The organism is Streptomyces azureus, from assembly GCF_001270025.1.
GTDB classification, from domain to species: domain Bacteria; phylum Actinomycetota; class Actinomycetes; order Streptomycetales; family Streptomycetaceae; genus Streptomyces; species Streptomyces azureus.
This window is the reverse complement of the sequence record NZ_DF968217.1, coordinates 1-24,360: the sequence shown is the minus strand read 5'-3', so window position 1 is coordinate 24,360 and position 24,360 is coordinate 1. Positions and strand designations below refer to the sequence as shown.

General features: G+C 71.4%; 21 protein-coding genes. 14 read left to right on the top strand and 7 right to left on the bottom strand.

Annotation, left to right across the window (positions count from 1 at the left end; translation table 11 throughout):
- Positions 1-8 precede the first annotated feature (8 nt).
- On the bottom strand, positions 9-1,634 hold the full coding sequence (locus AOQ53_RS06200; protein ID WP_059415684.1) for an ABC-F family ATP-binding cassette domain-containing protein: 1,626 nt from the start codon (positions 1,632-1,634) through the stop codon (positions 9-11).
- Between the two features lie 296 nt (positions 1,635-1,930).
- Between AOQ53_RS06200 and AOQ53_RS06195 the strand changes: the two genes are divergently transcribed.
- Positions 1,931-2,578, top strand: coding sequence for a GOLPH3/VPS74 family protein (locus AOQ53_RS06195; RefSeq protein ID WP_059415682.1), 648 nt, complete (start codon positions 1,931-1,933; stop codon positions 2,576-2,578).
- Between the two features lie 220 nt (positions 2,579-2,798).
- Here AOQ53_RS06195 and ssgD read toward each other — a convergent pair whose 3' ends face one another.
- Positions 2,799-3,215 carry a spore wall synthesis regulator SsgD gene (ssgD, locus tag AOQ53_RS06190; RefSeq protein ID WP_059415680.1) on the bottom strand — a complete coding sequence of 139 codons (417 nt, stop codon included), beginning with the start codon at positions 3,213-3,215 and terminating at the stop codon, positions 2,799-2,801.
- 250 nt (positions 3,216-3,465) lie between these two features.
- Between ssgD and AOQ53_RS06185 the strand changes: the two genes are divergently transcribed.
- The 3 genes from AOQ53_RS06185 to AOQ53_RS06175 all read left to right on the top strand — a co-directional run bounded on the left by AOQ53_RS06185 (position 3,466) and on the right by AOQ53_RS06175 (position 5,788).
- Positions 3,466-4,578 (top strand): WD40/YVTN/BNR-like repeat-containing protein, encoded by a 1,113-nt coding sequence (locus AOQ53_RS06185; RefSeq protein WP_059415678.1) that lies wholly within the window; start codon positions 3,466-3,468, stop codon positions 4,576-4,578.
- 70 nt (positions 4,579-4,648) lie between these two features.
- Complete coding sequence (locus AOQ53_RS06180) at positions 4,649-4,972, top strand: hypothetical protein (RefSeq protein ID WP_010042867.1); 324 nt, start codon at positions 4,649-4,651, stop codon at positions 4,970-4,972.
- Positions 4,973-5,092: 120 nt separating this feature from the next.
- A complete protein-coding gene (locus tag AOQ53_RS06175; RefSeq protein ID WP_059415676.1) occupies positions 5,093-5,788 on the top strand; it encodes an endonuclease V in 696 nt (231 codons plus the stop codon).
- Here AOQ53_RS06175 and AOQ53_RS06170 read toward each other — a convergent pair.
- A complete protein-coding gene (locus AOQ53_RS06170) occupies positions 5,776-5,970 on the bottom strand; it encodes a hypothetical protein (RefSeq protein WP_059415674.1) in 195 nt (64 codons plus the stop codon). The two genes, AOQ53_RS06175 and AOQ53_RS06170, sit on opposite strands and share 13 nt — an antisense overlap.
- A 178-nt stretch (positions 5,971-6,148) precedes the next feature.
- On the opposite strand from AOQ53_RS06170, the gene mmpA reads away from it, so the two are divergent.
- Positions 6,149-6,295 (top strand): morphogenic membrane protein MmpA, encoded by a 147-nt coding sequence (mmpA, locus tag AOQ53_RS06165; RefSeq protein ID WP_010042861.1) that lies wholly within the window; start codon positions 6,149-6,151, stop codon positions 6,293-6,295.
- Between the two features lie 27 nt (positions 6,296-6,322).
- Here mmpA and AOQ53_RS06160 read toward each other — a convergent pair whose 3' ends face one another.
- On the bottom strand, positions 6,323-7,501 hold the full coding sequence (locus AOQ53_RS06160; protein WP_059415671.1) for a saccharopine dehydrogenase family protein: 1,179 nt from the start codon (positions 7,499-7,501) through the stop codon (positions 6,323-6,325).
- Positions 7,502-7,592: 91 nt separating this feature from the next.
- On the opposite strand from AOQ53_RS06160, the gene AOQ53_RS06155 reads away from it, so the two are divergent.
- The 4 genes from AOQ53_RS06155 to AOQ53_RS06140 all read left to right on the top strand — a co-directional run bounded on the left by AOQ53_RS06155 (position 7,593) and on the right by AOQ53_RS06140 (position 12,673).
- The gene (locus tag AOQ53_RS06155; RefSeq protein WP_059415669.1) at positions 7,593-7,973 is read left to right on the top strand and encodes an MmcQ/YjbR family DNA-binding protein; all 381 of its coding nucleotides are present in this window, start codon (positions 7,593-7,595) and stop codon (positions 7,971-7,973) included.
- A 107-nt stretch (positions 7,974-8,080) separates the two neighbouring features.
- The gene (locus AOQ53_RS06150) at positions 8,081-9,226 is read left to right on the top strand and encodes a CaiB/BaiF CoA transferase family protein (protein WP_059415667.1); all 1,146 of its coding nucleotides are present in this window, start codon (positions 8,081-8,083) and stop codon (positions 9,224-9,226) included.
- Positions 9,227-9,237: 11 nt separating this feature from the next.
- Positions 9,238-10,452 carry an acetyl-CoA C-acetyltransferase gene (locus tag AOQ53_RS06145; RefSeq protein WP_059415665.1) on the top strand — a complete coding sequence of 405 codons (1,215 nt, stop codon included), beginning with the start codon at positions 9,238-9,240 and terminating at the stop codon, positions 10,450-10,452.
- Positions 10,453-10,486: 34 nt separating this feature from the next.
- The gene (locus AOQ53_RS06140) at positions 10,487-12,673 is read left to right on the top strand and encodes a 3-hydroxyacyl-CoA dehydrogenase NAD-binding domain-containing protein (protein ID WP_059415663.1); all 2,187 of its coding nucleotides are present in this window, start codon (positions 10,487-10,489) and stop codon (positions 12,671-12,673) included.
- Here AOQ53_RS06140 and AOQ53_RS06135 read toward each other — a convergent pair.
- Entirely contained in the window at positions 12,659-13,375 is a 717-nt protein-coding gene (locus AOQ53_RS06135) for a MerR family transcriptional regulator (protein WP_174523236.1), read from the bottom strand. The genes AOQ53_RS06140 and AOQ53_RS06135 overlap by 15 nt on opposite strands.
- A gap of 270 nt (positions 13,376-13,645) precedes the next feature.
- Between AOQ53_RS06135 and AOQ53_RS06130 the strand changes: the two genes are divergently transcribed.
- Positions 13,646-15,112: an amino acid permease gene (locus AOQ53_RS06130; RefSeq protein ID WP_059415661.1), complete on the top strand. Its 1,467-nt coding sequence runs from the start codon at positions 13,646-13,648 to the stop codon at positions 15,110-15,112.
- Positions 15,113-15,154: 42 nt separating this feature from the next.
- Positions 15,155-15,634 carry a macro domain-containing protein gene (locus AOQ53_RS06125; protein ID WP_059415659.1) on the top strand — a complete coding sequence of 160 codons (480 nt, stop codon included), beginning with the start codon at positions 15,155-15,157 and terminating at the stop codon, positions 15,632-15,634.
- 11 nt (positions 15,635-15,645) lie between these two features.
- Here the strand turns inward: AOQ53_RS06125 and AOQ53_RS06120 are convergent, their stop codons facing one another.
- Positions 15,646-16,539 (bottom strand): arginase family protein, encoded by an 894-nt coding sequence (locus AOQ53_RS06120; RefSeq protein ID WP_059415658.1) that lies wholly within the window; start codon positions 16,537-16,539, stop codon positions 15,646-15,648.
- A 252-nt stretch (positions 16,540-16,791) separates the two neighbouring features.
- Positions 16,792-18,324, bottom strand: a complete 1,533-nt coding sequence (locus AOQ53_RS06115; RefSeq protein WP_059415657.1) for a M1 family metallopeptidase — start codon at positions 18,322-18,324, stop codon at positions 16,792-16,794.
- A gap of 201 nt (positions 18,325-18,525) precedes the next feature.
- Between AOQ53_RS06115 and AOQ53_RS06110 the strand changes: the two genes are divergently transcribed.
- The 3 genes from AOQ53_RS06110 (at position 18,526) to AOQ53_RS06100 (ending at position 23,643) form a co-directional block, all read left to right on the top strand.
- Positions 18,526-20,484: a Xaa-Pro dipeptidyl-peptidase gene (locus AOQ53_RS06110; protein ID WP_059415655.1), complete on the top strand. Its 1,959-nt coding sequence runs from the start codon at positions 18,526-18,528 to the stop codon at positions 20,482-20,484.
- 50 nt (positions 20,485-20,534) lie between these two features.
- Positions 20,535-21,836 carry a M14 family metallopeptidase gene (locus tag AOQ53_RS06105; protein WP_059415731.1) on the top strand — a complete coding sequence of 434 codons (1,302 nt, stop codon included), beginning with the start codon at positions 20,535-20,537 and terminating at the stop codon, positions 21,834-21,836.
- A gap of 82 nt (positions 21,837-21,918) precedes the next feature.
- The gene (locus AOQ53_RS06100; protein WP_059415653.1) at positions 21,919-23,643 is read left to right on the top strand and encodes a BCCT family transporter; all 1,725 of its coding nucleotides are present in this window, start codon (positions 21,919-21,921) and stop codon (positions 23,641-23,643) included.
- The last annotated feature ends 717 nt before the right edge of the window (positions 23,644-24,360 follow it).

Below are 24,360 nucleotides of genomic sequence, written 5' to 3'. Positions count from 1 at the left end.
CACCGACGCTAGGCGGGAAACCCGACAGCCTCTGGCGTGATTTCCTTCAGTTCTCCGTCCTCCAGCAGCAGCCAGCGCGTGATGCCGATCGACTCCAGGAACGGCAGGTCGTGACTGGCGACGATCAGCGCCCCCTCGTACGACTCCAGGGCCGTGGTCAGCTGCCGCACGCTGGCCATGTCGAGGTTGTTGGTCGGCTCGTCCAGCATGAGCAGCTGCGGTGCGGGCTCGGCCAGCATCAGCGCGGCCAGCGCCGCCCGGAAGCGTTCGCCGCCGGACAGCGTCGCCGCCTTCTGGTCGGCCCGGGCGCCTCGGAACAGGAAGCGGGCCAGGCGGGCCCGGACCCGGTTGTTGGTGGCGGCCGGCGCGAACCGGGCCACGTTCTCGGCGACGGTCCGCTCCCCGTCGAGGACGTCGAGCCGCTGCGGCAGGAACCGCAGCGGGACGTGCGCCGTCACCTCGCCCGACTCGGGAGCGAGCTCCCCGGTGATCGTGCGCAGCATCGTCGTCTTGCCCGCGCCGTTGCGCCCGATCAACGCGACCCGCTCGGGACCGCGCAGCTCGAAACCGCCCGCAACACGGGCGCCGTACCGGAGCCCGAGATCCTGGAGGGTCAGGACGGTCCGTCCCGGCGGCACGGCCGTGTACGGCAGGTCGACGCGGATCTCGTCGTCGTCCCGCACGGCCTCCACCGCCTCGTCCAGCCGCTCCCTGGCCTCGGCGAGCTTCTCCTCGTGCATGATCCGGTGCTTGCCCGCGGACTCCTGCGCCGCGCGCTTGCGCGCCCCCATGACGATCTTCGGCTCACGCTTCTGGTCCCACATCTTCTGCCCGTACCGCTTGCGACGGGCCAGCTTGACCTGAGCGTCGGTCAGTTCGCGCTTCTGCTTGCGGAAGTCGGCCTCGGCGACGCGCACCATGCGCTCGGCCGCCTCCTGTTCGATCTCGAGGGCCTCCTCGTAGTCGGAGTAGTTGCCGCCGTACCAGGTGATCTCCCCGGAGCGCAGGTCAGCGATCTGGTCGACGAGATCCAGCAGTTCCCGGTCGTGACTGACGACGACCATCACGCCCGGCCAGGACTCGACGGTCGCGTACAGCCGCCTGCGCGCGTACAGGTCGAGGTTGTTGGTCGGCTCGTCGAGCAGCAGCACGTCGGGCCGGCGCAGCAGTAGCGCGGCCAGCCGCAGCAGCACCGACTCGCCGCCCGACACCTCGCCGATCGTGCGGTCCAACTCCACGTGTCCGAGCCCCAGTTCGCCGAGGGTGGCCAGGGCGCGCTCCTCCACGTCCCAGTCGTCGCCGACGGTCTCGAAGTGCGCCTCGGCCACGTCGCCGGCCTCGATGGCGTGCAGCGCGGCCCGGCGGTCGGCGATGCCGAGCGCCTCGTCGACACGCAGGGTGGTGTCGAGCGTGACGTTCTGCGGGAGGTACCCGACCTCGCCGGCCATGCGGACGGTGCCGTCGGCCGGGGCGAGTTCACCGGCGATCAGCTTCAACAGGGTTGATTTCCCCGATCCGTTGACGCCGACCAGGCCGGTCCGGCCCGGACCGAAGGAGACGTCGAGGTCCTCGAAGACGGGGGTGCCGTCGGGCCAGGTGAAGGCGAGGGAGGTGACAGTGATGGAAGTAGGCATGCGGGCCTCTTTCGCGGTTGCTTGATGCGGTCAGGGGCAAACGCGTGTCGAGACACCTGCGACCAGGGAGGAGGGCTCCAGGGGCATGAGAAAAGCCCTGTACCGGAGGACGGCTCGAACGCCGAGGTCGCACGCAGCGCACCCACCTGGTGTGGGTGACGCGGTGTCTCAGGACCTCAGACGAGCAACGTCCTTCTCCAATCGGCGGCAACAGGACGCTGTACAACGTACGAGGGGGCGTCGGGCCTGTCAACGAATTAACGTGAGACCCGATCTTCCCTCCCCGAGGAGGCCCCGTGCCCAACGGCCCGCTCTCGCTGCCGGCCCGGCTCTGCCTGCTGGCCTGGGACCCCGCGCGGTCGGCGGACACCGGTACCGTCCACCTGCTCGGCCCGGTACGGGCCGGTGCCCTCACCGAGCTGGCCCGGCGCGGCCTGCTCGTCGACGAGGACGGCATCGCCACGCCGGTCGACCTGGACTCCGGCACGGGTGACGCCGTCCTCGACGGGCTGCTGGAACTCGTCCGCGAGTCGTGCCCGCACCCCTGGCGGACCTGGGTGACGCTGCGCTCGCGGGTGACCCTCGACGCGGTGCGGGAGCAGCTGGTGGCCGAGGGGTGCCTGCGGGCGGAGAAGAAGCGGGTCCTCGGGGTGTTCCCGTCCGTGGAGTACGCGCTGGAGCGCGTCGCCGCCGTGGAGGCGCTGCGGGAGGAGACGCGTCAGGTCCTCCGGGGGCCGCAGCCGGTCGCCCGGATCTCCGAGCGGGACGCGGCGCTCGTGACGCTGGCCGCCTCGGCGGAACTGCTCCCCGGAGAGGACGTCCGCGCCCACGAGCCGCGCGTGCGGGAGCTGGCGGAGCGTGCCGTGGCGTCGGAGCCCGGGCTCAGGGAGATCGTCCGCGAGATCCGTACGGCGCTCGCCGCGACGGCGACGGCTCCGCGCTGATCCGCGGAAGCCGCCGAGGCCGTCGAGAACCTCGGGGCGCTGGGCCTCCGCGCCGGATTCCTGCCGACCGTGGCCCATCAACCGCTGGTCGAGTTGCCCTCGCCGGGGCCCCGCTGGTCCTGCCCGACGCAGCTCCTGGCTTCGCTCGAGCAGGGGACCTTCAACCCCGGGGCGCGCGGGAGCTGCCGGACACGGCGACGTCAGTCCAGCACGCGTCAGCTCAGCACGCGTCCCGCATCAGCTCCGCCAGGCCGTGGTCCAGATCCAGCTGGAGATGCTCCAGACCGATCGGCACCAGCTCGCTCGTGGCCTCCAGGAACCGGCGCACCTCGCCGGAACGGACGTGCACGACGGCGGTGCCCTCGGGAGCGTGGAACTCCAGCACCGTGCGGTCGTAGCCGTACGGCCGCACCCGTACGTCGCCGTGGCCCTCGGCGTTCCTGAGGCCCCCGGCGAGCAACTCGCGGGAGAAGGTCCAGCAGACCTCGACGCCCTCCAGCGTGGCCGGGGCGGGGAAGGTCATGCGGACGGCGAACGGATCACGTCGGTCGTAGTGGAGCGTCGCGGGAATGCTGGGCATACGCGGCGCGGCGGCGACGAGGCGGGCCTCCACGGGCTGCTCGATGACGATGGACAACGCCTTGCTCCCTTGTGACGGCTGGACGGGACACTTCCGGGCGGATGAGGCCGGGCACTGGAAGAGACGACGGAATCAGCCAATCCGTGCACACGAAGTGCGAGTGACCTCTGTCACCGCGTTCATGCACCAGAGTGATGTGGCTCTCCTCGTGTTCTTTGCAGGGCACTTGTGGCGTCCACCGGACCACCCGCGGCACGGGGTGAGGCCATCTGGACGGCTCCCGGGGGGTGGGCTAGCTTCGCCGGCCATGAGGCGTTTGGGGAGCACGCGACGGACGGGTCGGACACTGAGCAGGGCGACCGGAGCGGCGGCGGGGGCGGCGGCGCTGGTCGCACTCGCGGCCCTGACAGCCGTACCGGCGCAGGCGCACCAGCCGGAGCGCCGGGTGCCGCACTGGGAGCTCAAGGACACCGGCACCCCGGAGGTACGGTTCCGCGGCCTGGCCGCCGTCAGCCGGAACACCGCCTGGCTCGCCGGGACCGGCGGCACCGTCCTGCGCACCACCGACGGCGGCGCCACCTGGCGGAACGTCTCGCCTCCGGGCGCGGCGGGTTTGCAGTTCCGGGACGTCGAGGCGTTCGACGCGCGGCGGGCCGTGGTCCTGGCCATCGGCGAGGGCGAGGCGTCCCGCGTGTACCGCACCGACGACGGCGGAGGGACCTGGACGGAGTCCTTCCGCAACCCCGACCCGAAGGCCTTCTACGACTGCCTCACCTTCTTCGACCGCCGCCACGGCCTCGCGATGAGCGACCCGGTGGACGGGAAGTTCCGCATCCTGTCGACCCGCGACGGCGGACGATCCTGGAAGGTGCTGCCGGACGAGGGCATGCCGGCCGCGCAGGAGGGTGAGGCGGGATTCGCCGCGAGCGGCCAGTGTCTGGTCGCCTCCGGGCCGAAGGACGTCTGGCTCGCCACCGGCGGGGCCGCGCACGCGCGCGTGCTGCACTCCGACGACCGGGGACACACTTGGACGGCCACCGACACGCCCCTCCCGGCGGGCGATCCGGCCCGCGGTGTCTTCGCCCTGGCCTTCCGCGACCGCGCCCACGGTCTCGCCGTCGGCGGCGACTTCACCCCCGGACGGCCCTCACCGAACGCCGCCGCGCGCACCGGCGACGCCGGCCGCACCTGGCGCCCCGCCGCCGCACCCCCGCCCGCCTACCGCTCCGGCGTCGCCTGGCTGCCGCACAGCCGCACCGCCGCCCTCGCCGTCGGCCCCACCGGCACCGACCTCACCACGGACGGCGGCCGCACCTGGCGCACGGTCGACACCGGCTCCTACGACACCGTCGACTGCACCCCGGACCAAGGGTGCTGGGCCGCTGGTGAAAAGGGGCGGGTTGCCCGCCTGGAGCATTGAGCGCGCGGTATGCCCTGATTGTTGGCAGTGTGGGTACTCGTTCACTGAAGCTGAAAGGAAGTGAGCGGTCATGCCACGCGGTTCGAGCTCCAAGCGGGAGCGCCAGTACGAGCACATCAAGAAGAGTGCGCAGGACCGGGGCGAGAGCACCGGCCGCGCCAAGGAGATCGCCTCGCGGACGGTGAACAAGGAACGCGCCCGCTCCGGTGAGTCGAAGACGGCCAGCCGCACCTCCACCAAGGACATGTCGTCCGGCAAGCGCGGCGGCCAGCGCTCCGGCCAGGGCTCCCAGGGGCCCACCTACGACCAGCTGTACCAGGAGGCCAAGCGCCGCGGCGTCGAAGGCCGTTCCAACATGAACAAGAGCCAGCTCCAGCGCGCGCTGGGCAAGTGATTCGCACACCCCCTGGGCCGGCGGGACTCCCGGGTCCCGCCGGCCTTCGCGCAGCCCGCAGCCTCAGCAGCCCGCAGCCTCAGGCGCATAGGCTCGGCAGCCCATAGGCTCAGGGGCACCATGACGACGACCGTACGCATCCCCGAGGACTGGCCCGCCACCGAGGAACAGGCCCGCGCAGTCCAGGACGAACTCCGCGAGCGTGTGATCCTCGACGAACCGGGGCCGCCGCCCGGGACGGGCCATGTGACAGGGGTCGACGTCGCCTACGACGACGAACGGGACGTCGTGGCGGCGGCCGCGGTCGTCCTGGACGCGTCGAGTCTCGACGTCGTCGCCGAGGCCACGGCCGTGGGCCGGGTCTCCTTCCCCTACGTGCCCGGACTGCTCGCCTTCCGCGAGATCCCCACGGTCCTCGCCGCCCTCGACGCCCTGCCGTGTCCGCCCGGCCTGGTCGTCTGCGACGGCTACGGCCTCGCCCACCCCCGCCGCTTCGGCCTCGCCAGCCACCTCGGCGTCCTGACCGGCCTGCCCACGATCGGCGTCGCCAAGAACCCCTTCACCTTCACCTACGACGACCCGGACACCCCCCGCGGCAGCACCGCGGCGCTGCTCGCCGGCTCCGAGGAGGTCGGCCGCGCCCTGCGCACGCGCGACGGCGTCAAGCCGGTCTTCGTCTCCGTCGGCCACCGCGTGACCCTGGCGAACGCCTGCGCCCACACCCTCGCGCTGACACCCGGGTACCGCCTCCCGGAGACCACGCGAAGGGCGGACGCGCTCTGCCGGACGGCGCTGCGGGAGACCTACTCCGCCTGATCGGTCACGCTCCAGCTGCCCACCTCGCGGTACTCCGAGTCGTAGACGAGCGATCCGTCCCCGGGCCGGAGCGCGTAGTGGCGCAGATTGCCGCCCCAGTACCTGAGGATCCGGCCCAGCTCGCCCGCCGGGTCCTCGGTCAACGCCGCGTCGTCCATGGTGACTTCGAGAAGGAACTTCATGCCTTCAATGATTTCATTGAACTCCTTTGTGGCACTTTTCGAGATGTCGCCAGGAGCGGAAGGCAGAAAGTCTCAAACCGGAGAGGAGGGCCCGCGCAGGGCGGGCGGCAGGTCTGAGTACCGGCTCTGAGTACCTGTACGGATGCCCGGCCCCGCCCCCGTCGGCAGGCTGGGGCGCATGACAACGCACCGCGCCCCCAAGCCCGTTGCCGGCCCGACCCAGACGGTCGAGCGGGCCGTCACCATAGGGCTGATCCTCGCCGTGCTGGCGGGGCTCGGCTGGATCGCCGGGATGATCTACACCATCGCCGAGTGGCCGCTCTAGGCCGGAACGGAACCCCTCGGGGTCCCTTCAGCGGGTCGACACGACGCGGAAGCGGATGCCCGCCGCGCGCAGCCGGCCGGTCAGCGCGTCGCCCATCGCCACCGCCGTGGTGACCTGCCCCGCCGTCTTCGGAAGATCGTCGAAGGCCAGGCACAGCGCCGACTCGGCGAGCATCTTCGCCGTCTCGTCGTAGCCGGGATCGCCGCCCGAGACCTCCGTGTACACCCGCCGGCCGCCGCCCTCGCCCACGAAGCGCAGGGAGAACCAGCTCTTCGCCCGCTTCTCGGGGCTCGGCCCGTCTCCGGGCCTGAGCCGGCCGGACAACCAGCGCCGCGCCGACGGCACCTGGGCCGCCGCGACCAGGGCGCCGACGGCCGCGACACCGCCCACCGCGACGGGCAGGTGCCGGACGGCCGCGTACTGCCGGTAGCGGAAGTCGGGGCCGTACCGCTCGAGTGCCGACGCCGAGCGCCGCACGATCTGCGGGTCGATGGTCGGCATCGGCAGCGCCCACGCGCCGACCTCCTTGGCGAACCGCGGCGAACCCACCGGCGCCGACGCCCGCCGGCCCACCAGCCGCGGCTCGTGCCGCCGCCGGTCCCGCGCGGCGGCCGCCATCTCCCGCTGCCGCGCGAACTGGTTGAGAGCGGAGGCGAAGGTCCCGCCCGAGAACGCCGCGTCGGCGGTCACGAAGCCCTCCACGGTCAGCGGCACGTCCTCGGGCAGCTGCTGCACGGTGAAGTACACGCCCAGGTCGTGCGGGACCGAGTCGAAACCGGCGGCGTGCACCAGCCGTGCCCCGGTCTCACGCGCGCGTGCGTCGTGCCGCACGTACATCAGGTCCACGAACTCGGGCTCGCCGCAGAGGTCGAGGTAGTCGGTCCCGGTGTCCGCGCAGGCGGCGACGAGTTCCTCGCCGTACGTGATGTACGGGCCGACCGTCGTGCCCACCACGCGCGCGTGCTCGGTGAGGGCGCGCACCGACGCCGGGTCGGAGACGTCCGCCCGCAGCACCCCGACCTCCGCGCCGCCGGGCAGCCGCTCCCGCAGCCGCTCCAGCTTCTCCGCGCTGCGGCCCGCGATCGCCCACCGCAGCCCCTCGGGCGCGTGGGCCGCGAGGTACTCCGCGGTGAGCGTTCCGGCGAAACTCGTGGCTCCGAAGAGCACGATGTCGTACGGACGGTCCGTCCTGTTCAGCCTGCTCATGACACCCCTCGGTCGTGCAGCCCGTGCCGCTGTCGGTGGCCGAGGCTAGCGTGAGGAGTGCGGAGCCCGACGACGAGCCCGGAGGACGACGATGGCCGTGCCCAGGAATGCCCTGAAGAAGTGGGAGAAGGTGCGCGCGTTCGCGCTGGGGCTGCCGGGTGCCGTCGAGGAGTTCCCCTGGGGCGAGTCCGTCGCGAAGGTCAACAAGAAGGTGTTCGTCTTCCTCGGCGTCGAGGACGGCAGTTACCCCCTTGGTGTGACGGTGAAGCTCAAGGACGAGACGGCGCACGCGCACGCGCTGGCGTGTCCCGGAGCCGAGCCCGCCGGCTACGGCCTGGGCAAGGCGGGCTGGGTGAGCATCCCCCTGGGGCAGCAGGGTGCCCCGGCCGCGGAGGTGCTCTGCGACTGGGTGGAGGAGAGCTACCGGGTGATCGCGCCCAAGCGGCTGATAGCGGAGCTGGACGGGAGCTGACCCGTCGGGCAGATTGCTAAGCGCTTGCTCGTTCGGGTCTTGTGCCCAGTGGAACCCGTTCTTAGCATCACTGGTGTTACATCGGATGTGTCACAGCAGGGGGCTGGATGACCACGGCAAGGACGCCAGGACACGGCCCGCTCACCGGCGTGCGCGTCCTCGAGCTGGCCGGCATCGGGCCCGGCCCGTTCGCCGCCATGTTCCTGGCCGACCTCGGCGCCGACGTCGTGCGCGTGGACCGTCCCGGCGGCCCCGGCCTCGCGATCGACCCGGCGTACGACGTCACCAACCGCAACAAGCGCTCGGTGGTCGTCGACCTGAAGGCACCGGACGGTCCTGACCAGGTGATCGGCCTGGCCGCCCGCGCCGACATCCTGGTCGAGGGTTACCGCCCCGGCGTCGCCGAGCGCCTCGGCGTGGGACCCGAGCCCTGCCACGCCCGCAACCCGGCCCTCGTCTACGGGCGGATGACCGGCTGGGGCCAGGACGGCCCGCTCGCCGACCGCGCCGGGCACGACATCGCGTACATCGCCCCCACCGGCACGCTCGGCATGATCGGCCGGCCGGACGAGCCGCCATCGGTCCCGGCCAACCTGCTCGGCGACTACGCGGGCGGCTCCCTCTACCTCGTCGTCGGCGTCCTCGCCGCCCTCCACCACGCGCGCGCGACCGGCACCGGCCAGGTCGTCGACGCCGCCATCGTCGACGGCACCGCCCACCTCGCCACGATGATCCACGGCATGCTCGCCGCCGGCGGCTGGCAGGACCGCCGCGGCGCCAACCTCCTGGACGGCGGCTGCCCGTACTACGGGACGTACGAGACGGCCGACGGCCGGTACATGGCCGTCGGCGCCCTGGAGCCGCGGTTCTACGAGGAGTTCCTCTCCCTCCTCGGCATCGAAGACCAGGCCGCGGCCCGCAAGGACATCACCCGGTGGGGTGAGCTGCGCGAACACGTCGCCGCCCGCTTCAAGACGCGCACCAGGGACGAGTGGACGGCCGTCTTCGACGGCACCGACGCGTGCGTGGCGCCCGTGCTGTCGCTGCGTGAGGCCCCGCACCACCCGCACCTGGCCGCCCGCGGCACCTTCACCGACCACGGCGGCATCACCCAGCCCGCCCCGGCCCCCCGTTTCTCCGCGACCCCGACCTCCGTCCGCACCGGCCCGGCCCGGCCGGGCGCCGACACGGCGGACGTCGCCCGGGACTGGGACGTCCCCGGGCTTGTGCCGTCGTCCCGCAACCCTCAGTGAAAGGCCTCCTCGTGAGCACCGAAGCGTATGTGTACGACGCGATCCGCACCCCGCGCGGGCGCGGCAAGGCGGGCGGCGCCCTGCACGGCACCAAGCCCATCGACCTGGTCGTCGGACTCATCCACGAGATCCGCGCCCGCTTCCCCGACCTGGACCCGGCCGCCGTCGACGACATCGTGCTCGGCGTCGTCGGACCGGTCGGCGACCAGGGCTCCGACATCGCCCGGATCGCCGCCATCGCCGCGGGGCTGCCCGACACGGTGGCCGGTGTGCAGGAGAACCGCTTCTGCGCCTCGGGCCTGGAGGCCGTCAACCTGGCCGCCGCCAAGGTCCGTTCCGGCTGGGAGGATCTCGTCCTCGCGGGCGGTGTCGAGTCGATGTCCCGGGTTCCGATGGCCTCCGACGGCGGTGCCTGGTTCAACGACCCGATGACCAACCTCCAGGTCAACTTCGTGCCGCAGGGCATCGGCGCCGACCTGATCGCCACCATCGAGGGCTTCTCCCGGCGCGACGTCGACGAGTACGCGGCCCTCTCCCAGGAGCGGGCGGCCACCGCCTGGAAGGAGGGCCGCTTCGACAAGTCCGTCGTCCCGGTCAAGGACCGCAGCGGCCTCGTCGTCCTCGACCACGACGAGCACATGCGCCCCGGCACCACCGCCGACTCCCTCGCCAAGCTGAAGCCGTCCTTCGCGGACATCGGCGAACTCGGCGGCTTCGACGCGGTCGCGCTCCAGCAGTACCACTGGGTGGAGAAGATCGACCACGTCCACCACGCGGGCAACTCCTCCGGCATCGTCGACGGCGCCGCGCTCGTCGCGATCGGCTCCAAGGAGATCGGCGAGCGCTACGGCCTCACGCCCCGCGCGCGGATCGTCTCCGCCGCCGTGTCCGGCTCCGAGCCCACCATCATGCTCACCGGCCCCGCCCCCGCCACCCGCAAGGCCCTCGCCAAGGCCGGACTCACCATCGACGACATCGACCTCGTCGAGATCAACGAGGCGTTCGCGGCGGTCGTGCTGCGCTACGCGCGGGACATGGGCCTGTCCCTGGACAAGGTCAACGTCAACGGCGGCGCCATCGCCCTGGGCCACCCCCTCGGCGCGACCGGTGCCATGATCCTCGGCTCGCTCGTCGACGAACTCGAGCGCCAGGACAAGCGCTACGGCCTCGCCACGCTGTGCGTCGGCGGCGGCATGGGCGTCGCCACGATCGTCGAGCGCATCTGACCACCTCCCGACGGATCACACGGAGCACCTCCACATGAGCACTGAGTCCACCACCATCCGCTGGGAACAGGACCGCACCGGCCTCGTCACCCTGGTCATCGACGACCCGAACCAGTCCGCGAACACCATGAACCAGGCGTTCCGCGACTCGCTCGCCGCCGCCACCGACCGCCTGGAGGCCGAGAAGGACACCATCCGGGGCGTCATCATCACCTCGGCCAAGAAGACCTTCTTCGCCGGCGGCGACCTGCGCGACCTGATCCGGGTCACGCCCGAGACGGCCCAGGAGCTGTTCGACGGCGGCATGGCGATCAAGCGGAACCTGCGCCGCATCGAGACCCTCGGCAAGCCCGTCGTCGCCGCCCTCAACGGCGCGGCTCTCGGCGGCGGTTACGAGATCGCCCTGGCCTGCCACCACCGCGTCGCCCTGGACGCGCCCGGCTCGAAGATCGGCTGCCCCGAGGTCACCCTCGGCCTGCTGCCCGGAGGCGGCGGCGTCGTCCGCACCGTCCGTCTCCTCGGTATCGCCGACGCGCTGCTGAAGGTCCTCCTCCAGGGCACCCAGTACAGCCCGCGCCGCGCCCTGGAGAACGGCCTCGTCGACGAGGTGGCCACCACCCACGAGGAACTCCTCGAGAAGGCCCGCGCCTTCATCGACGCCAACCCCGAGTCGCAGCAGCCCTGGGACAAGCCGGGCTACAAGATCCCGGGCGGCACCCCGGCCAACCCCAAGTTCGCGGCGAACCTGCCCGCCTTCCCGGCCACCCTGCGCAAGCAGACGAACGGCGCCCCCTACCCGGCCCCGCGCAACATCCTCGCCGCAGCCGTCGAGGGCGCCCAGGTCGACTTCGAGACCGCCCAGGTCATCGAGGCCCGCTACTTCGTGGAACTGGCCGCGGGCCAGACCTCGAAGAACATGATCCAGGCCTTCTTCTTCGACCTCCAGGCCGTCAACTCCGGCGCCAACCGCCCGGGGGGCGTCGAGCCCCGCCAGGTCCGCAAGGTCGCCGTCCTCGGCGCCGGGATGATGGGCGCGGGCATCGCCTACTCCTGTGCCCGCGCCGGCATCGACGTCGTGCTGAAGGACGTCTCCCTGGAGGCGGCCGTCAAGGGCAAGGGCTACTCCGAGAAGCTCTGCGCGAAGGCCGTCGCCAAGGGCCGTACGACGCAGGAGAAGGCGGACGCCCTGCTCGCCCGCATCACGCCCACCGCCGAGGTGCAGGACCTGGCGGGCTGCGACGCCGTCATCGAGGCCGTCTTCGAGGACACGTCCCTCAAGCACAAGGTGTTCCAGGAGATCCAGCACGTCGTGGCGCCCGACGCGCTGCTGTGCTCCAACACCTCCACCCTGCCCATCACCGCGCTCGCCGAAGGCGTGGAGCGCCAGGCCGACTTCATCGGACTGCACTTCTTCTCGCCCGTCGACAAGATGCCGCTCGTCGAGATCATCAAGGGTGAGCGCACGGGACAGGAGGCCCTGGCGCGCGCTTTCGACCTGGTCCGGCAGATCAACAAGACCCCGATCGTCGTCAACGACTCGCGCGGCTTCTTCACCTCGCGCGTCATCGGGCACTTCATCAACGAGGGCGTCGCCATGGTCGGCGAGGGCATCGAGCCCGCCTCGGTCGAACAGGCCGCCGCTCAGGCCGGCTACCCGGCCAAGGTGCTGTCCCTGATGGACGAGCTGACGCTGACCCTGCCCCGCAAGATCCGGGCCGAGACGAAGCGGGCGGTCGAGGAGGCGGGCGGCACCTGGACGGCCCACCCCGCCGAGGCCGTCGTCGACCGCATGGTCGACGAGTTCGGCCGCACGGGCCGCAGCGGCGGCGCCGGCTTCTACGAATACGGGGAGGACGGCAAGCGCACCGGGCTCTGGCCGGGCCTGCGCGAGCACTTCACCAAGCCCGGGTACCAGATCCCGTTCCAGGACATGCAGGAGCGCATGCTCTTCTCCGAGGCGCTGGACACCGTCCGGCTGCTGGAGGAGGGCGTGCTGACCTCCGTCGCCGACGCCAACATCGGCTCGATCTTCGGCATCGGCTTCCCGGGCTGGACGGGTGGCGTGCTCCAGTACATCAACGGCTACGAGGGCGGCCTGCCCGGATTCGTGGCACGCGCGCGTGAACTCGCCGAGCGCTACGGCGACCGCTTCACCCCGCCCGCGCTGCTCGTGGACAAGGCGGAGAAGGGGGAGCGGTTCAGCGACTCAGCCCGCGCCTGACTCCCGTGACGGTTCGGTGAGCCACTCGCCCAGCTCTTCCTTCAGCGACCGCTGAAAGGCGGTGAGGAGCGCCTGCACCACCAAAGGGTGCATGTGCGCCGACAGGGACCGCACGTCCCGCGCGTCACGCTCCGCCACCTCGCTGCGGAAGAGCCGGGAGAGTTCCCGGGCCGCGGCGCGCGAGTGTTCGATGAGAACCTTGCGCGCCGCGAAGATCGCCTCCTGGGAGAGCGGCACGTCCAGCAGCCCGACACCCAGCCGGAGCAGACCGAGATCGGCTTCGTACCCGCCGTCCGCCGGCCGGAGCACGCCCATCGCGACCAGCCGCTCGACGTCCTCGTCGCCGAGCGGCCGCCCGGCCCGGCGCTCCAGTTCCTCCCGCGTGACCGTCTCGACGGTGTCCGGCGCCCAGGAGGCCACCACCGCCCGGTGAACGGCGAGGTCGCGCGCGCTCAGGTCCGGCGGCAACTGGCGCAGATAGCGCTCGATGCCCGCCAGCGTCATCCCCTGGTGCTGCAACTCCTCGATCAGCGCCAGCCGGGCCAGGTGCTCCCGCCCGTAGTGCCCCACACGCCGGGGACCGAGCGCCGGCGGCGGCAGCAGCCCCTTCGTGCCGTAGAAACGGACCGTGCGCACCGTGACACCGGCCCGAGCGGCCAGTTCGTCGATCGTGAGGGTCGGTTCCTCGGTGTCGGTCGTCATGTGCAGCAGTATCGCTGTCTCACCAGTGCTGTGAAACCTCGCCCGCAATCCCTTCATGACCATGAAGTGAACGTCGGGTGGCGGCTGTGCCTCTCCCTGGTGGACCTTGTGAGGGGTGACGCTCTGTGACGCCGGTCACCGTATGCGAGCGGATCGGTGTGGGAAGGTGCTGCCTTGGTCGGTGCCGCGTCACAAGGGTGGTACGGGCCATTGCACTGTACGGACCCCGGGCCCACGACGTCCGGGGTGATCCAGAGAGTGGAACCACCCGTGAGCAAGGACGCCGTGAACACGGCTGCGGCCACGCCGCGTACCGATGCGGCCCAGGTGCCCGCGGACGCGGGCGACGCCGGCTACAGCAAGGACCTCAAGGCCCGCCACGTCAACATGATCGCCATCGGCGGCGCCATCGGCACCGGCCTCTTCCTCGGCGCCGGCGGTCGCCTCCACAACGCGGGCCCGGCCCTGGCGATCGCCTACCTGGTCTGCGGCATCTTCGCCTTCTTCGTGGTCAGGGCCCTCGGCGAGCTCGTGCTCTACCGCCCCTCCTCGGGCTCCTTCGTGTCGTACGCGCGCGAGTTCCTCGGTGAGAAGGGCGCCTACGTCGCCGGCTGGATGTACTTCCTGAACTGGTCGACCACCGGCATCGCCGACATCACGGCGATCGCGCTCTACACGCACTACTGGAGCCTGTTCACCGACATCCCGCAGTGGGTGCTCGCGCTGGCCGCCCTCGCGGTCGTGCTGGCCGTGAACCTGATCTCGGTGAAGATCTTCGGCGAGATGGAGTTCTGGTTCTCGATCATCAAGGTCGCGACGCTCGTCGGCTTCATGCTCATCGGCATCTTCCTGCTCGCCACCCAGCACGAGGTGGGCGGCCAGACGCCCGGCATGAGCGTCATCACCGACAACGGCGGCGTCTTCCCGCACGGCATGATGCCCGTCGTCCTCGTCATGCAGGGCGTGATCTTCGCGTACGCCGCACTGGAGCTCGTCGGTGTCGCCGCGGGGGAGACCGCCGAGCCGGAGAAGGTCGTCCCGCGCGCGGTGAACTCGATCATGTGGCGGGTCGGTCTCTTCTACGTCGGCTCGGTCGTCCTCCTCGCCCTCCTGCTCCCCGGCTCGGTCTACTCGGCCGGTCAGAGCCCCTTCGTCACGGTGCTGTCGAAGATCGGCGTCCCGGCGGCCGGCGACGTGATGAACCTGGTCGTGCTGACCGCAGCGATGTCCTCGCTGAACTCGGGCCTGTACTCCACGGGCCGCATCCTGCGCTCCATGGCGATGGCCGGCTCCGCGCCGAAGTTCACCGCCCGCATGAACCGCAGCCAGGTCCCCTACGGCGGCATCCTGCTGACCTGCGCGGTCTGCGTGCTCGGCGTCGGTCTGAACTTCCTCGTGCCGGCCCAGGCCTTCGAGATCGTGCTGAACGTCGCCTCGCTCGCCATCATCAGCACCTGGGTGATCATCATGATCTGCCACCTGGTCTTCGTCCGCCGCGCCAAGGAGGGCCTGGTCACCCGCCCCTCCTTCCGTCTCCCCGGCAGCCCGGTCACGGAGATCACCACGATCGCCTTCCTGCTGGCCTGCCTCGGCATGATGTGGAACGACCCCGAGGTCGGCCGCAGGACGCTGCTGCTCATCCCGCTGATCGCGGCCGTGCTGGTCGCGGGCTGGTTCGGCATCCGCCGCCGGGTGTCGCAGACGGCCGACCAGGAGCTGTCGCAGTTCACGAAGTAGCAGGCCGGGGTCACTGTCAGTGGCAGGGCCTACGGTGGCGTCATGTCGGGGATCAGGTATGTCCGGGGTGACGCCACCGTTCCGTCGGTGAAGGGCGTCAAGGTCATCGCCCATGTGTGCAACGACCTCGGGGGCTGGGGCAAGGGCTTCGTCCTGGCGATATCGCGCCGCTGGCCCGAGCCGGAGGCGGCGTACCGGGCCTGGCACCGAGGCCGCGCGGCGAACGACTTCGGGCTCGGCGCGGTGCAGCTCGTCCAGGTCGAGCCGTACGTGTGGGTGGCCAACATGATCGGCCAGCGCGGCACCAGGACCGGCAGCAAGGGCGTCCCCGTCCGCTACGAGGCGATCGACACGGCGCTGGGGACCCTGGCCGAGAGGGCCGGTGACCTGGGTGCGACCGTCCACATGCCCCGTATCGGCTGCGGTCTCGCCGGCGGCAAGTGGTCCCGGGTCGAGCCGCTGATCGAGGAGCGGCTGATACGGCGGGGGATACAGGTGACGGTGTACGACCACGGGGACTGACCGGCCCCGGCTCAGTCCTGGCCATCCCTGTCGAACGCCCGCACCAGACAGTCGCTGAGGCGCTGCGCGATCGCCCCGTCGGGATCCAGACGGGGGTTGAAGATCGCCACGTCGAGGCCGACGGCACCGCCGCCGGACAGGGCCGTGCGCAGGACGGTCTCCAGTTCCTGCCAGGTCAGCCCGTCCGGGAGCCGGTAGTCGACGGCGGGCATCACCGCGTCGTCCAGGACATCGACGTCGAGGTGGATCCAGTACCCGCTGCCCGCGCCGTCGCCGGTCAGCAGCCCCACCGCGCGCCGGGCCGCCTCGCCCGCCCCCAGGGCCCGTACGGTGTCCAGCTCCAGCGCGTGCAGCGCGGACGGCAGCGGCTGCATCCCGTACGCCGCGGACTCCTCCGCGTCCCGGAACCCCAGAGCGACGACGTCCTCGTCCCGCAGCAGCGGGCCCCGGCCCTCCAGGTCGGCCAGCACGCGCGGGCCGCGCCCGGTGGCGAGGGCGAGTTCCATGGAGGCCACCTCGCCGGCCGGTTCCGCCGACGGCTGGTAGAAGTCGGTGTGCCCGTCGAGGAACAGCAGCCCGGGCCGGCCGCGGCGGCGCAGCGCGAGCAGGTTGCCGAGCAGCACGCTGCAATCGCCGCCCAGCACGACAGGGAACCGGTCGTCGTCGAGGACGCCGCCTACGGTGTCGGCCAGTGCGGTGGAGTACGCGGCGATGCCGCCGGGGTTCAGGACCCCGGTCTGCGGATCCCGCTCCGGGTCGTATGCGGGCGGCTCGACGCGGCCCGCCGGGACTGCTCCGAGGGCCTCGGCCATCCCGGTTTCGAGCAATGCCGTCGGGAGATCCTCGACACCGGTCGGCCGCAGCCCCAGCACGGACGGTGCCTCGACGATCGCCACGTTCCGCACGTCCGGCTCCTTCGTCGGCAGCCTTGTTCATGCCGCCGGGCCCATACGGCCAGTGCGTATGGGCCCACCGTAGGCCGAGGGGCGGCGTTCAGCACGCCAGGTGCGTGCGCGACTGGGCGGGCGTTGCGCAGCTCGGCGCGACGAGGTGCCGCTGCGCCCACCCTCCCCCAAGCTCTCGGCTTCGCTCGAGCAGGGGGGAACCCCATCGCCCCAAGCGGCACGACTGCCCGCAGCTATGCGGAACAAGGCACCTCAGTGCGCGTGCTCCCCGTGGCTTCCGTGCTCCGCACCCGCGTGCTCGTGCACGCCGTTCGTCGCAGCGATCTTCTTCCACGACTTCGGCTGCGCCACCACCCCGCCGGCCTTCGCAACCGCCGCGGCCCGAGCCGCCGGCGCCCCCGGCTTCGACGGCTGGAACAGCCACGTGTCGAACAGCGCCGCCAGGGGCTTGCCGGACACCTCCTCGGCGTACCGCTGGAAGTCGGCGACCGACGCGTTGCCGTGGGCGTACTTCTGCGGCCAGCCCTTGAGGATCGCGAAGAACGCCTCGTCGCCGATCTCATTGCGCAGCGCCTGGACGGCCAGCGCGCCCCGGTCGTACACCGCGATGTCGAACTGGTTCTCCGGGCCCGGGTCCCCGGGCTTCACCGTCCAGAACGGGTCGTCGGCGGGGTGGGAGGCGTACACGTAGTCGGCGAGTTCCTGCGCCGTGCCCTCGCCCTCGTGCTCGGACCACAGCCACTGCGCGTAGCGCGCGAAGCCCTCGTTGATCCAGATGTCCTTCCAGCGCTTGAGCGACACGTCGTCGCCGTACCACTGGTGGGCCAGCTCGTGGACGACGAGGGAGATGTTCGACCCGTTGGCGAACTGCCGGGGGCTGTAGTACGGCCGGGTCTGAGTCTCCAGCGCGTACCCCGTGGTGGTGTTCGGCACGTATCCGCCGAGCGCGTTGTAGGGGTACGGCCCGAAGTAGCCGGTCAGCCAGTCGGCGATCTCTCCGGTCCGTTCGATGCTTGCCCGCGCCGCGCCGGCGTGGCCGCCCAGGTCCTTGCTGTAGGCGTTGAGGACCGGAATGCCGCTCTCGGTCGTGCCGGTCGTGATGTCGAACTTCCCCACCGCGAGCGTGGCGAGGTACGTGGCCTGCGGTTTGTCGGAGCGCCAGTTCCAGCGTGTCCAGCCCAGGCGTGAACTCGTCGACTGGAGCGTGCCGTTGGAGATGGCCTGCGTGCCGTCCGGGACCAGCACGGACACGTCGTAGGTCGCCTTGTCGAGCGGGTGGTCGTTGCTCGGGAACCACCACGCCGCCGCCTCGGGCTCGTTCGCCGCGACGCCCCCGTCCGGGGTGCGGTGCCAGCTGGTGAAGCCGTACGCCTTCTTCGACGACGGCACGCCGCGGTAGCGCACGACGACCGTGAGGGGCGTGCCCTTGGCCAGCGGGGTCTTCGGGGTGATCTCCAGCTCGTGCTCGCCCGACGTCCGGAACGACGCCTTCGCGCCGTTGACGCGCACTTCGCCGACGTCCAGCAGGAAGTCCAGGTTGAAGCTGGACAGGCCCTGCGTGGTGCGGGCCACGAGGGTCGCGGTGCCCTCGAGTTCGTCCGTGACCGGCTGGTACTTGAGCCTGAGGTCGTAGTGGGAGACGTCGTATCCGCCATTGCCGTAGGCCGGGTAGTAGGGGTCACCGATACCCGGTGCACCGGGGGAGTGGGGCGCGGCCGATGCCGGGATCGCCAGCAGGAGAACGGCCGCGGCCAGGGCTCCCGGCGCGATGATTCTGCGGTGCACGCAAAACTCCAAGTCGTAGGGTCCCGAAGGCTATCCGGAGCCTATTGGCTCCCTGTGCCCCTGATCATGTCCATGGCCCCTGCTGTCACACGATCGCCATTCGGCCGACATGAGACACCGGGCCCAGGAGGCCGTCCCGGACACGCCGGTCCGTCAGGTGCCCTCTTCTGAACGGGAGTTCACCGATGTAGCGTCCGCCGCATGCCGAAACGCACGCGCTTCATGACCTGGAGACCGCTCGCGACGGGGGCCACGGCCGCCCTGCTGGCCACGCTGATCACCCCGGCCGCGGCGGTGCACGCCGCCCCGCGCGAGAGCCGCCCCGTCCACTCGTACGACGACGCCATCCGCGAGGCCGTCTGGGTGGACACCGGACTCGACGGCGACCGAGACGGCAAGGCCGACCGCGTCGCCGTGGACATCGTCCGCCCCCGCGAACCCGACCGACAGGGCCGCAAGGTCCCCGTCATCATGGACGCCAGCCCGTACTACTCCTGCTGCGGACGCGGCAACGAGAGCCAGAAGAAGACGTACGACGCGAACGGCGACGTCACCCAGATGCCGCTGTACTACGACAACTACTTCGTGCCCCGCGGCTACGCCTTCGTCGGCGTCGACCTGGCCGGAACCAATCGCTCCGATGGTTGCGTCGACGTCGGCGGCCGCTCCGACATCCAGTCCGCGAAGGCCGTCGTCGACTGGCTCAACGGCCGCGCCAAGGCCTACACGACCCGCACCGGCACCACCCGCGCCAAGGCCGCCTGGACCAACGGCAAGACGGGCATGATCGGCAAGAGCTGGGACGGCACCATCGCCAACGGCGTCGCCGCGACCGGCGTCGAGGGTCTGAAGACCATCGTCCCGATCGGCGCCATCTCCTCCTGGTACGACTACTACTTCCAGCAGGGCGCCCCGCTCTACGACTCCGGCCCCGAATGGCTGTCCGACTACGTCAACAGCCCCGACGCCCGCGCCAAGTGCGCCGCCGTGCAGCAGAAGCTCGTCGACGGCGCCCCGCGCACCGGCGACTGGACACCGCTGTGGACCGAGCGCGACTACGTCAGGGCCGCGCGGAAGGTCAAGGCCAGCGTCTTCCTCGTGCACGGCATGCAGGACCTCAACGTGCGTATGAAGCATGTCGGGCGGTGGTGGGACGCCCTCGCCAAGAACGGCGTCGAGCGCAAGATCTGGCTCTCCCGGACCGGCCACGTCGACCCCTTCGACTTCCGCCGCGCCGCCTGGGTCGACACCCTCCACCGCTGGTTCGACCACGAACTCATGGGCTACGACAACGGCATCGACCGCGAGCCCATGGCCGACATCGAGCGCCGGCCCGACCAGTGGACCACCTCGAGGACCTGGCCGCCGAACGGCACCCGGGCCGTCACCCTGCGCCCTGGCAACGGCGCCCAGGCAGGCGTCGGCACCCTCGGCCTGCACCGCGGCCACGGCACCGCGGCCTTCACCGACGACCCGAAGCTGAGCGAGACCGACTGGGCAGCGCAGATCGACAAGCCGACACCGGAGAAGGCCGGTTTCGTCACCAGGCCGCTCACCCGCGACCTGCGCCTGTCCGGCTCCTCCGAGGTCACCGTCACCGCGACGCCCTCCACCCCGACGGCCCACCTCTCCGCCGTCCTCGTGGACATCGGCCCCGCCACCATCCGCGACTACGCCGACGCGGGCGAGGGCATCACCACCCTCACCGACCGCACCTGCTGGGGCGCGAGCACCGCCGGCGACAGCTCCTGCTTCAAGGAGACGAAGGCGAAGACCGCCGACGTCGACTACACGATCGTCAGCCGCGGTTGGGCCGACCTCGGCAACCACGCCTCCGACCTGACGGGCGCCCCGCTCACCCCGGGCAAGCGGTACACCATCACCCTCGACCTGGCGGCGACCGACCACGTCGTCCCCAAGGGGCACCGCCTGGCACTGATCGTCGCGGGCACCGACAAGGGCCTCATCGACCCTCCCGCGGACACGCCCGAGCTCACGGTCGACCTGTCCCGCACCTCGGCCCGCGTGCCGTTCGCCGGCGGAGCCGCCGCCTTCGCCCGCGCCACCACGGGCGCCGCGTCCGCCACGCCCGACGCCACCCTCCTGGACGGCGTACGGGATCCGCGCACCACTCACCGCGTCCCGGAGGGAAGCCAGTGACCCGCGGCACCGCAGGCAGGACCGCGACCCGCGGCACCGCGGCCGGGCCCGTGGCCCCCAAGGCGGCAGACAGGACCGCGACCCGCGTCCGTGCCCTGGCGCTGACCGCCGCGGCCGTCGCCGCGTCCCTGGTCGCCGTCCCGGCCCAGGCCGCCACCGACTCCCCGCCCCGCACCGGCTTCGAGCAGACGAACGGCGCCCGCTGGACCACCCAGCCCGAGGAGCAGGACTTCCTCGAAGCCGTCGACCGGTCGAGCAGCCGCGTCTCCATGACCCGCTTCGGTACGACGAAGCAGGGCCGCCCGCTCCAGCTGGTCCGGGTCGGCACCCACCCGACACCCAACAAGGTGCTGCTCGTGTGCAGCCAGCACGGCGACGAACCCGCAGGCCGCGAAGCCTGCCTGACCACCGTGCGCGACCTCGCGTACGCCCGCGACAGCCGCACGCGGCGCTTCCTGGACCGCACCACGGTCCTCGTCGTGCCCACCGCCAACCCCGACGGCCGGGCCGCCGGCACCCGGGGCAACGGCGACGGTGTGGACATCAACCGCGACCACCTGGCGCTCCGGACCGCCGAAGGCCGGGCGCTGGCCGAGCTCATCCGCGACCAGCGTCCCGACCTCGTCTACGACCTGCACGAGTACGGCGCCACACCCCCGTACTACGACAAGGCTCTCTTCGACCTGTGGCCGCGCAACCTCAACACCCACGAGTGGGTCCACGACGAGGCGAAGACCCTCTCCGAGGCGTACGTCCGCCCCGCGGCGCGGCGGGCCGGCCACTCGACCGGCACCTACGGCATCTGGACCGACCCCGAGACCGGCGAGCCGATCAAACAGGTCGCGGGAGACGGTCAGGAGCGCATTTTGCGCAACATGTCCGGTATCAAGCACGGGATCGGATTGCTCATCGAGAGCCGAGTGGACCCGCTCACCGATGCCGAGCAGGCGGACGAGGCGCTGAACAACCGCCGCCGGGTCACCTCGCAACTGGACGCGCTGGAGGGCCTGTTCGGATACGCCGACCAGCGCCGCGGCGCGGTCGAGGCGGCGACGGGCGGGGCCCGGCTAGCGGGATACGCCTCCGCCGGCCCCGTCTACGTCGGCGGCGCCGACAACGACGCGCCCGAGCCGGCTCAGGTGATCGAGAATCCGCCCTGCGGCTACCGGCTCACGGCCGCGCAGTACGCCGAGGTGGGAGACGAGCTCGCGCTGCACGGTGTGCGCGTACGCCGGGATGCCGAGGGCGTGCTCGTGCCCCTGCGCCAGTCTCTGCGGGCGCTCGTGCCGCTGCTGCTCGACGAGCGCGGAATGTACCACCTGACGGCAGGGAAACCGGAAACGCAATGTTGAGGAGGGTGAAATTGCGCCACACGTGGTAGGGGCGTTACGGAGGACTTACGGTCCTCCTACGTCCCAATGAAAGGTGCCGCCTGTGACGCACGACCGACCAAGTGAAAGCGACCACCAAGAGGGGGCCGCGCTTCCGGGTTCGGAAGCGGGTCTCCCCGGTCAGGAACGTCCCAAAACCGACCGAATTGTCTTCGGGGTCACGGCCGTGCTCACCCTCGCCTTCGTGGTCTGGGGAGCCGCGGCGACCGATTCGCTCGAAGACGTCTCCACCAGCATGCTCAGCGGGCTGATGCACAACGGCGGCTGGGCGTTCATGCTCGCCGCCTCGGCCTTCGTCGTGTTCGCCCTCTGGCTCGCGGCCAGCCGCTACGGCCGTATCCACCTCGGGGCCGAGGGCGAGGAGCCCGAGTTCCGCACGGTGTCCTGGGTCGCGATGATGTTCAGCGCCGGCATGGGCATCGGCCTGATGTTCTACGGCGTGAGCGAGCCGTTGTCGCACTACTCGGCGGCACCGCCGGGCACCGATCCGGCCGACTCCGGTGGGCGCATGGAGACGGCCATGGCCACCACCCTGTTCCACTGGACGCTCCACCCCTGGGCGATCTACGCCGTGGTGGGCCTCGCCATCGCCTACAGCACCTTCCGCAGGCGGCGCCGCCAGACCATCAGCGCCGTGTTCACGCCGTTGATCGGCAAGAAGCACGCGAACGGCGCCGTCGGCCGCGTCATCGACATCCTCGCGATCGTCGCGACCGTCTTCGGTTCCGCCGCGTCCCTGGGGCTCGGCGCGCTGCAGATCGGCTCCGGTGTGCAGGAGCTGAACTGGATGGACAAGGTGAGCACCGGGCTGCTCGTCACGATCATCGCGGTGCTGACCCTGGCCTTCGTCGCGTCCGCGGTCTCGGGCGTGGAGCGCGGCATCCAGTGGCTGTCCAACACGAACATGGTGTTGGCGCTGGTGCTCGCCCTGTTCGTGTTCGTGGCGGGTCCGACCATCATCGTTCTCGACCTGCTGCCCACGTCCGTCTTCGCCTACCTCGGCGACCTGCCCCAGCTGGCCGGCCGGACGGAGGCCAGCGGCGGGGAGGGTGTCGCGGACTGGCTGGGCAGCTGGACCGTCTTCTACTGGGCGTGGTGGATCTCCTGGACGCCGTTCGTGGGCATGTTCATCGCCCGCATCAGCCGGGGCCGCACGATCCGGCAGTTCGTCGGCGGTGTCATCCTGGTGCCCAGCACGGTCAGCCTGGTCTGGTTCGCGGTCTTCGGCGGCTCGGCGATGAAGATGCAGGAACAGGGCAGGCTCGGCAAGGAGCAGACCCCGGAGGGCCAGCTCTTCGACGTGCTCCAGCAGTTCCCCATCGCCACCGCCACGAGCCTGCTCGTGATGGTCCTCGTCGGCATCTTCTTCGTGTCGGGCGCCGACGCGGCGTCGATCGTCATGGGCACCCTGTCGCAGAAGGGCGCGCTCGAACCGGGCCGTCTGGTCGTGGTGTTCTGGGGCGTCGTCACCGGTGCGGTGGCCGCGATCATGCTCATGGTCGGCAGCGGCCAGGGCGACGCGCTGACCGGCCTGCAGAACCTCACGATCCTCGCGGCGGCCCCGTTCGTCGTCGTGATGGTCCTCATGTGCGTGGCCCTCATGCGCGACCTGCGCCGCGACCCGGTGATGGTGCGCGAGCAGATGGGCTCCGAGGCGGTGGAACTGGCCGTCATCGAAGGCCACAAGAAGTACGACGGCGACTTCGAGTTCCGCGTCGGCCCGGGCCGCGGCCCGGACGTCGAGGGCGACCCCATCGGCAAACACTGACCACACGCCCCGACTGGCTCCAGCGGGCCCTTGACTTGACGCCCCCGGCCGACATCGGCCGGGGACGTTGGGGTCTGGGGCCGGGCGCGTTGGGGTTTGGCGGCTTGGGCGTCTTGGGCTGGGGGTTGGGCCGGCCGGGGTGCCTTCGGCGAGGGCGTTGCGGTTCGGGGGCACGGGTCTCTTCGGCTGGGGCTGTCAGGGCCCTGTCCCGGGTCGGAGGCCCTGGTCCGGGCGGGCGAACTGCTCACGGACGCCACCGAGAGGGCGGCGGATGACCGCCCTCGGCACCCGGCTACGACTTGTCCCCATCGGGGCCCTCGGCGGGGACTTTGCCACGCGGCGTGTGGTGGTCCAGGGCGCCCTCGGCGGTGGTCACGAGATCCGCGCCGGCCAGGCGGCGGCCAGCCAAGGCGTTTTGGCCCGGGGGCGTTGGGTCTGCCGACCTGGGTGGCCGGGGGATTGGTGTTTGGCGGCTGGGGTGTCTTGGGCTGGGGCTGTTGGAGTTGCGCGGCCGGTGCTCCTCCAGCCGGGGGCCTCCCGGGCGGGTGCCCTGGACGTCTTCGGCTGGGATGTCGGGGTCTTGCGGCTCGGGTGGCCTGGGCGTGTGGGGTTTGGGCGGCCCGATGGTTTCGGCGGGGAGGCACTGCGGTTCGGGCGGCCGGGGTGGATCTTGGCTGGGGGCGTCAGGGGCGGCTGGCTCGGTGTCCTGGGCTGGGC